Source organism: Streptomyces sp. NPDC051172 (assembly GCF_040682555.1).
Taxonomy (GTDB): Bacteria; Actinomycetota; Actinomycetes; order Streptomycetales; family Streptomycetaceae; genus Streptomyces.
The window spans coordinates 1-8,005 of record NZ_JBFBBE010000217.1 but is presented as its reverse complement, the minus strand read 5'-3'; the positions used below and the strand labels follow the sequence as shown (position 1 = coordinate 8,005).

General features: G+C 68.3%; 10 protein-coding genes and 1 riboswitch. Of the genes, 6 read left to right on the top strand and 4 right to left on the bottom strand.

All coding sequences use genetic code 11. From position 1 onward, the window contains the following. Positions 1–93: 93 nt before the first annotated feature. Entirely contained in the window at positions 94–387 is a 294-nt protein-coding gene (locus AB0N07_RS48825) for a hypothetical protein (RefSeq protein WP_344401393.1), read from the bottom strand. A 172-nt stretch (positions 388–559) separates the two neighbouring features. Between AB0N07_RS48825 and AB0N07_RS48820 the strand changes: the two genes are divergently transcribed. Continuing rightward, positions 560–925 (top strand): nuclear transport factor 2 family protein, encoded by a 366-nt coding sequence (locus AB0N07_RS48820; protein WP_365847137.1) that lies wholly within the window; start codon positions 560–562, stop codon positions 923–925. Between the two features lie 242 nt (positions 926–1,167). Beyond that, positions 1,168–1,251: riboswitch (ZMP/ZTP riboswitch) on the top strand. 22 nt (positions 1,252–1,273) lie between these two features. Then, entirely contained in the window at positions 1,274–2,119 is an 846-nt protein-coding gene (locus AB0N07_RS48815; protein WP_365847135.1) for a bifunctional 5,10-methylenetetrahydrofolate dehydrogenase/5,10-methenyltetrahydrofolate cyclohydrolase, read from the top strand. On the opposite strand, the gene AB0N07_RS48810 is transcribed toward AB0N07_RS48815, so the two are convergent. Both AB0N07_RS48810 and AB0N07_RS48805 read right to left on the bottom strand, forming a co-directional pair. Then, positions 2,120–3,094 (bottom strand): CU044_5270 family protein, encoded by a 975-nt coding sequence (locus AB0N07_RS48810; protein ID WP_365847133.1) that lies wholly within the window; start codon positions 3,092–3,094, stop codon positions 2,120–2,122. It abuts the gene before it with no gap. Next, positions 3,087–3,647 (bottom strand): sigma-70 family RNA polymerase sigma factor, encoded by a 561-nt coding sequence (locus AB0N07_RS48805; protein ID WP_365847131.1) that lies wholly within the window; start codon positions 3,645–3,647, stop codon positions 3,087–3,089. The genes AB0N07_RS48810 and AB0N07_RS48805 overlap by 8 nt, the downstream gene beginning before the upstream one ends. A gap of 105 nt (positions 3,648–3,752) precedes the next feature. Here AB0N07_RS48805 and ctaD point away from each other — a divergent pair, with 105 nt between their 5' ends. The 3 genes from ctaD to AB0N07_RS48790 are packed head-to-tail and all read left to right on the top strand — an operon-like array spanning position 3,753 to position 6,540. Next, positions 3,753–5,360 carry a cytochrome c oxidase subunit I gene (ctaD, locus tag AB0N07_RS48800; protein WP_365847129.1) on the top strand — a complete coding sequence of 536 codons (1,608 nt, stop codon included), beginning with the start codon at positions 3,753–3,755 and terminating at the stop codon, positions 5,358–5,360. Continuing rightward, a complete protein-coding gene (locus tag AB0N07_RS48795; RefSeq protein WP_365847127.1) occupies positions 5,357–5,692 on the top strand; it encodes a hypothetical protein in 336 nt (111 codons plus the stop codon). The genes ctaD and AB0N07_RS48795 overlap by 4 nt, the downstream gene beginning before the upstream one ends. A gap of 2 nt (positions 5,693–5,694) precedes the next feature. After that, positions 5,695–6,540, top strand: coding sequence for an SDR family oxidoreductase (locus AB0N07_RS48790; protein WP_365847125.1), 846 nt, complete (start codon positions 5,695–5,697; stop codon positions 6,538–6,540). 50 nt (positions 6,541–6,590) lie between these two features. Here the strand turns inward: AB0N07_RS48790 and AB0N07_RS48785 are convergent, their stop codons facing one another. Then, positions 6,591–7,076, bottom strand: coding sequence for an RICIN domain-containing protein (locus tag AB0N07_RS48785; protein WP_365847123.1), 486 nt, complete (start codon positions 7,074–7,076; stop codon positions 6,591–6,593). Between AB0N07_RS48785 and AB0N07_RS48780 the strand changes: the two genes are divergently transcribed. Then, positions 6,972–7,931 (top strand): tyrosine-type recombinase/integrase, encoded by a 960-nt coding sequence (locus AB0N07_RS48780; protein ID WP_365847121.1) that lies wholly within the window; start codon positions 6,972–6,974, stop codon positions 7,929–7,931. The two genes, AB0N07_RS48785 and AB0N07_RS48780, sit on opposite strands and share 105 nt — an antisense overlap. Positions 7,932–8,005 lie beyond the last annotated feature (74 nt).

Below are 8,005 nucleotides of genomic sequence, written 5' to 3'. Positions count from 1 at the left end.
ACTGTGACTGGAGCTCAGACGTGGGCTCGGCCGATCGGCCCTGAGAGGGCGGCCCTTTCGCTGCGCGGGGACGTTCGATGCGGCGTCGGCGTGTTACAAGGCCCCCGGGAACCCGCTTGCGGCTCCCATGCGGGCGACCCGGTCCAGCTGCTCGAGGTTGTTGAGTCGGTTCAGGTGCTGCAGCTGCTCGGACGGGCGCGGCACCTCGGCCCTGCGCTCCGCCGGGATGCCGCTCTGGGCGAGCGAGTCGAGCGTGGAGATCGGGTTGAGCTCGCTCGCGTCCTTGTTCTGGATGGTCGCATCGGACGCACAGGCGAGCGGCGCGGCAAGAGCGGTGATTCCTGCGGCGAGACCAACGGCGGCGACGATACGTCGTGTTGAGATCATGCTTCCCACAACGTCACCGGGCCTGCGGCGGTCACGGCCGCGCCACGCCACTCACCCGTCAGGGGCAGTGCTCCGGCTGCGCTTGCCGAGGCTGCCGCAGCGGAGGAGCCTCAAGGGAGAGGTTTTTCGCGGCCCACAGCTCCTCGGGTCGCGGCCCTCGAAGGAGGTCATGATGGGCACCACGGCAACTCCCGGCTTCAACGCGGACACCCTGCGCAAGGGGGTCGAAGGACACACTGCGGCGGATCTTCTGTCGCTCTATGCGGACGACGCGCAGGTACGCATCGTGGACCGCAACGCCCAGCCCAGCCGGCCCAAGGTTCTACGCGGTCGCCAGGAGATCGGCGCGATGTTCGAGGACATCTACAGCCGCGACATGACGCACAAAGTGGACCAGTGCATCATTCAGGGCGATCATGCCGCCTACAGCCAGTCCTGTCAGTACTCGGACGGGACGCGTGTCCTGGCCGAATCGATGATCACGCTGCGCGACGGCAAGATCACCGAAGAGATCCTGATCCAGGCATGGGACGAGTAGGAGGCAGAACCGCGAGGGTCCAGATCACCTCACGGTTGACCTGGACCTTCTCGGCCCGTGCGGCGCTCGGACGGGTGCGTCCGGGCCGGCCTCGGACAGGTACGGCACAACGGCTGGCGTCGGTGGCTCTGCTGCGGTCGGTGCTGAGAGCGAGGCGGTCCCGGCCGCTGCCTGCTGCGCGAAGGCGGCGCGGCCTGCACCGGTGAGCGGTTCCTGACCGCCGTGGCGGCTCGGCTAGTCTGAGGGCGGGCCGTGACTGGCGCTGAGGTGGAGCACCACCGGGGAGCGGCCACGCGGAGCCGATGCCGTGCGCCTGGGCGATACGTCACACCAGCCCAGGAGTGGATCATGTCCCAGGCCCGGCTCATCGACGGCACCTCCGTTGCCCGGCGCATCGTCGAGGACACCGCCAAGCGGGCGGCCGACCTCACCGAACGAACCGGAACGGCGCCGTGTCTGGCGACGGTTCTGGTCGGCGAGGACCCCGCCTCCGTCACCTACGTCCGGATGAAGCGGAACCGCTGCCGCAAGGCCGGCATCGAGTCGCGCCAGGTGGAACTTCCCGCCACCACCACCGAGGAACTCGTCGGCGCCCTGCGCGCCCTGTCGGACGACCCCGGTGTGCACGGAATCCTGCTGCAGCACCCGATAGGCGAGCACATCGACGAGCGGGCCGCGTTCGAGGCGATCGCACCCGAGAAGGACGTCGACGGCGTCACCTTCGCCTCGTTCGCGACGATGAGCTTCGGCCTGCCTGGTTTCGTGTCGTGCACGCCGGGCGGCATCATGCGGCTGCTCGACGAGTACGGCGTCGACCCGTCCGGGAAGCGGGCCGTGGTCGTGGGCCGCAGCGCCATCCTCGGCAAGCCGGCCGGCATGCTGCTGCTCGCCCGCGACGCGACGGTGACGTACTGCCACTCCCGTACCCGGGACCTGTCCTCGGTCGTGCGGGAGGCGGACATCGTGGTCGCCGCCGTGGGACGGCCACGGCTGGTCCGGGGCGAGGACATCAAGCCCGGCGCGGTCGTCATCGACGCCGGCTACAACCCGGGAAACGTCGGCGACGTCGACTTCGACTCCGCCGTGGAGCGGGCCGGTCTGATCACTCCGGTGCCGGGCGGTGTCGGTCCGATGACGATCGCCACGCTGCTGGAGCAGACCGTCGATGCCGCCGCCCGGCAGCTCGGGGTGTGATCAGCGCATCCAGGCGCTGTAGTCCATGACGTCGCCGGGCTTGACGCCGTACTCCGGCTCCGCCCTGGTGAAGACGGTCTCCAGGCCGAGGACCGCACCGGTGGACGGCTGCATGATCAGCATCCGCCGGTAGCCGGCACCCTCGTACTCGTACGCCTGGCCGCGCCGACCGAGCCGGTCCGTGACCTGGCCGACCGGCCGCAGCCCCTCGGTGCCCGCGAGAAGCCGGGCCAGCGTCGCGGACTCGCGCGCGCCGAGGGTCCAGTGGTCGAGCAACACCGCGACGGCGTCGAGGAGTTCGGGGGTCGTCAGCTCGGTGCGGGTGTACGAGGCCTCCTGGAGGTAGGCCCGCAGCCTTGCCATGTCGTTCGGCGGGGGCGACTCGGGCGGCGCGTCGCTCCAACTGGGCGGACAGGTCTGGCTGCTGACGACATGGCCGTCCTCGACCAGGTGCGGATCGCCGCCGTCGTCGCGCAGGACTTGCCGGCCGGGATGGCGGGGGTCGGTCGCCACCACGAGCTCGGTGTGGCTGCCGTCGGCCTTCCAGCGCACGACGCGCTCCTCCGGGAGCGTGATCGGAGGCTTGTCGTCGCTCATGCCGAGGCTCCAGGACTGCACATGCGTGCCCTTGCGCAACTTCGGCGCATCCTTTGCCGTGGCCTGCCGCTGTGCACGGTCGGCCACTACTTCCAGGGGTACGGGGGTGGAGTCGGCCTGGACGACCAGCGGGCGGGGTGCGGCGACGGCGGGCGCGGTGCCGGGGCCGCTGAGCAGCAGCGTCAGCGCGGTCGTAGCGACGAGGGCGGTGGTGGCGAGGCTCCAGACGAGCCGGGTGCGGCGGCGGCCCGTGGGGCGTTCGTGCAGCAGCCGGCTGAGCCGGCGTTCGGCGTGGTGGTCGAGGGGGCCGTCGCCGTAGTGGGGACCGTCCACCGGCACCGGGTTGGCGCGGCGCAGAAGTTCGAGTTCGTCAGCCATGGCCGTGTCCCTTGGAGGGGGTCGCGTCGGCGGAGGTCGCGGTGGGACGAAAGGGGCCCATGCGGTCTATCTCGGCTCTCAGCCGGCGCCGGGCGCGGTGCAACCGCATCGATGCGGCCCTTGTGCCGCAGCCGAGGGCGACGGCGACCTCATCGATGCCCAGTTCCTCCCATGCCGTCAGGCGCAGCACCTCCTGGTCGGCCTCGGACAGCCGGGCCAGCGCCTCGTGCACCCAGCCGCCCGGTGTCTCCGCGTCGGGGCTCGCCGCGATCTGCCGGCCGTGCGCGGTCTCGTCGTTGCCCAGGCGGTCGACCAGCCGCCGGCGCCGCCCGTAGCCGCGTACCGCGTTCGCCAGGCAGTTGCGGGCCACGCCGTACAGCCAGGGCAGTGGGGATCCCGGCAGGTCGGCCCGGCGTCGCCAGGCGACCGTGAACACCTCCGCCACCACTTCCTCCACCTCGCTGGTCCGCCCGTCCAGTCGCCGCGCGACATAGCGGCTGACCGCCCAGTAGTGCTCGCGATAGGCAGCGGCGAAGAACTCGTCGTTGCTCATGTCCCGTTCGTGTCCGGCACCATCCGGATCGTCACACCCGTTTCCGTGATTCTCGTCGCGTCACCCGAGTGTGACCGGCGTCCCCGGATCGGACACAGGCGAGGCATGAGGCACCTCAAGTGGCTGACGACCACTGATCACAAGACGATCGGAACGCTGTATCTGGTCACGTCGTTCGCGTTCTTCCTGATCGGCGGCGTGATGGCGCTGCTGATGCGCGCCGAGCTGGCCCGTCCGGGCCTGCAGATCATGTCGAACGAGCAGTTCAACCAGGCATTCACGATGCACGGCACGATCATGCTGCTGATGTTCGCGACGCCGCTGTTCGCCGGCTTCGCCAACTGGATCATGCCGCTGCAGATCGGCGCCCCGGATGTGGCGTTCCCGCGGCTGAACATGTTCGCCTACTGGCTCTACCTGTTCGGCTCGACGATCGCGGTGGGCGGCTTCCTCACCCCGCAGGGTGCGGCCGACTTCGGCTGGTTCGCCTACTCCCCGCTGTCGGACGCGGTCCGCAGCCCGGGCGTCGGCGCCGACCTCTGGATCATGGGTCTGGCCTTCTCCGGCTTCGGCACGATCCTCGGTGCGGTCAACTTCATCACCACCATCATCTGCATGCGCGCGCCGGGCATGACCATGTTCCGCATGCCGATCTTCACGTGGAACGTGCTGCTGACGGGTGTTCTCGTGCTTCTGGCCTTCCCGGTGCTGGCCGCGGCGCTGTTCGCGCTGGAGGCGGACCGGAAGTTCGGGGCGCATGTCTTCGACGCGGCCAATGGCGGCGCCCTGCTCTGGCAACACCTCTTCTGGTTCTTCGGCCATCCAGAGGTGTACATCATCGCGCTGCCGTTCTTCGGCATCATCTCCGAGGTCATCCCGGTCTTCTCCCGCAAGCCGATGTTCGGCTACATGGGCCTGATCGGCGCGACCATCGCCATTGCCGGTCTGTCCGTGACCGTGTGGGCCCACCACATGTACGTCACCGGCGGTGTGCTGCTCCCGTTCTTCTCCTTCATGACGTTCCTCATCGCCGTACCGACCGGTGTGAAGTTCTTCAACTGGATCGGAACGATGTGGAAGGGGTCCCTGTCCTTCGAGACCCCGATGCTCTGGGCGACCGGCTTTCTGATCACGTTCGTCTTCGGCGGTCTGACCGGCGTGATGCTCGCCTCGCCGCCGCTGGACTTCCCGACCTCCGACACGTATTTCGTCGTCGCCCATTTCCATTACGTCATCTTCGGCACCGTCGTCTTCGCGATGTTCTCCGGCTTCCACTTCTGGTGGCCCAAGTTCACCGGCAAGATGCTCGACGAGCGCCTCGGCAAGATCACCTTCTGGACGCTGTTCGTCGGCTTCCACGGCACCTTCCTGGTCCAGCACTGGCTGGGGGTGAACGGGATGCAGCGGCGGATTCCCGACTATCTGGCGGTGGAGGGTCTGACGACGCTCAACACGGTGTCGACGATCTTCTCGTTCCTCCTCGGAATGTCGTTCCTGCCGTTCTTCTACAACGTCTGGAAGACCGCACAGTACGGCGAGAAGGTGGAGGTCGACGACCCGTGGGGCTACGGCCGCTCCCTGGAGTGGGCGACCTCCTGCCCGCCCCCGCGGCACAACTTCGCCGCACTCCCCCGGATCCGCAGTGAGTCCCCTGCGTTCGACCTGCACCACCTTCAGGATTCCGCACCGCAGCGGGAGTTGAGCGCGCCATGAGCAGTGACGACGCACAGGTTCTCCTCAACGGGATCGAGGGGCACCTGCTGATCTCCGCCGCCCGCGAGGAGGGCCGTACGGCCGCCGCGCGTTTCAGCGCCCCCTTCGACTGGCTGACGCAGGCTCAGCGGGTGGAGGTGGAGCGCCGCTTCGAGGCGGAATACGTCGGGCTCGCCCGCACCTCCTGGCAGCGCACGGCCGAGCGGAGCCGGGAGCTGCGCGAGGAGTACGAGGAGGCGTACCGCCTGCTGCGTCAGCGGCTGTTGGCGGTCTGCCTGCTGGGGTCGACCCTGATTCTCGGCCTGTTCACCACTGTCACCTGGAAGATGTGACCATGATTCTGGTGACTGGCGCGAGTGGGAATGTCGGTACGGCTCTCCTCACTCGCCTTCATGCCGACGGCGTGGCCGCGCGGGCGGCGTACCGTGATCCGTACACCACCGCTCAGGTGATCAGGTCGGGTGGTCGGGCAGTGACGCTCGATCTGGCCGTTCCGGACACCATCGGTCCTGCGCTCGATGGCATCGAGGCCGTGTTCCTCCTCGGCGCGACAAGCCCCGACCAAACGACGCACGAACTCAACATGCTGGAAGCCGCCCGTGCGGTGGGTGTCCGGGTGGTCAAGCTGTCGGTCTGGCGGGCCGACGAAGGACTCTCACCGATCGCCCGGCTGCATCAGCCCGTTGAACAGGCGCTGATGACGTCCGGTTTGCCCTGGACGATCCTGCGGCCAAACTTCTATCTGCAGAACTTCCTGCGCCAGCGGTCCATCCGCGAGGCCGGGGAGTTCAGCCTCCCATTGATCACCGCACCCATCAGCTTCGTCGACATCGGCGACATCGCCCGTGTCGCAGCGCGGGTGCTCACCACCGATGGCCACGACGGCTGTGTCTACGGCCTCACCGGGCCGAAGGCACTGACTTATGCGGAAGCCGCCGAAGAGTTCTCCGACGTCCTTGGCAAGCCGGTGCGCTACGTGGGCCTGAAGGACGACGAAGCGCGCGCAGCAATGCTGAGTCGCGGGATACCGGAGTTCCACATCGATGCCCTGATCGGGGTTGCCCGCGCCTACCGCAACGGCGGTGCCGAGGCGGTCACTTCGACCGTGGCCGATCTCACCGGCCACGGAGCCCTTGGCTTTGCCGATTTCGTGCGCCGGAACCACAACTTCTTCCAGTGAAAGCGTCCCAGGCCCGCCCGGGGTTTCCCGGGCGGGCCGAGCAGGCACCGTCAGCTCAGCGTCCACTTCTGGTTGTCGCCCGTGCCGCAGGACCACAGCACCGTGGAGGTGCCGTTGGCCGTGCCGTTGTTGTAGGCGTCGAGACACAGGCCGGCGTTGACGTTGGTGATGGTGCCGTCGCTGTTGACGTTCCACTTCTGGTTGTTCTGGCCGTTGCAGTCCCAGATGACGACCTTGGTGCCGTTGGTCGTGCCCTGGTTGTAGGCGTCCAGGCACTTGTTGCCGTACACCACGAGTTCCTTTCGGGAGGTGTACGTTATGAACAGCTCGCTGCGTGCCGTCTTCGACGTCTTCGTCGTTGGTGTGATCAGGGTCGGGTGCCCGTCGTGGACACCCGGTGCGGTTGTGTCGTCGACGCAGGGCAGGGAGTTATGCGAGTGCAGCGGGTGCGGGTTCCGGACTCGGATCGGGTGTCGTACACCGTCATCGACGACGGCGGACTGCCCGTCGAGGCAGCCGATGTGTATCTGGGCCATCTCACCGCGACGGGACGTTCGCCGTACACCGTGGAGGCGTACGCGCACGACCTGCGGGACTTCTTCGAGTGGACCAGCCAACGCGACGCTGACTTCCGGCGCTTGGGGCTGGAGGACCTCGCGGAGTTCTTCGCCTGGCTGCAGCGGTCGCGCCCAGCGCGTCAGCCCGGCGTATACCAGCTGCCGGGCGCACCGCCTGCGGTCGGCAGCAACACACTCGTACGCAAGCGGGCCGCGCTCGCCGGGCTCTACCGGTTCCATGCCCGCCGGGACGAGACGGTGCCGGCCCTGCTGGGGGAGCTGACCGGACCGCGGCCGATGGGTCGGTACGTGCCAATGCTCGTGCACACCCGGCGTCGTAGGCCGGGGCCGGATGCCTACAGCCGGATCCGAATCGCCACGGCGCCCAAGGCGCCCGCTACGGTGACGGCCGGGGAGATCCGGCGTCTGATCGACGCCTGTACCAGGCTGAGGGACCGGTTCCTGCTTGTGCTGCTGTCGGAGACGGGGCTGCGGATCGGGGAGGCGCTCGGGCTGCGCCACGAGGACCTGCGGCTGAGGGCCGGGGAGGTACGTGTCGTTCCCCGGGAGAGCAATGTCAACGCCGCCCGGGTGAAGGGGCTCAAGGCCCGCACGGTCCCGGCTGGGGCCGAGGTCTTCGACGCCTACGCCGACTACATGGAGAGCGAGTACGGGGCGCTGGACTGCGACTACGTGTTCGTGAACCTGTTCCGGCCGCCGGTGGGGGCGCCGATGACCCGCAGCGCGGTCGAGGACCTGGCGGCTCGGCTGCGCAAGCGGACGGGGGTCGGGCACTTCACGCCGCATGTGCTGCGGCACATTGTCTTCGCTTAGTTTCCGTGTGGCGATTGGCTCCAACTGGGCCGGTGGTCTGGGCGTTTGGGCTTTGCGCTGAGCCGTGTGGTGTT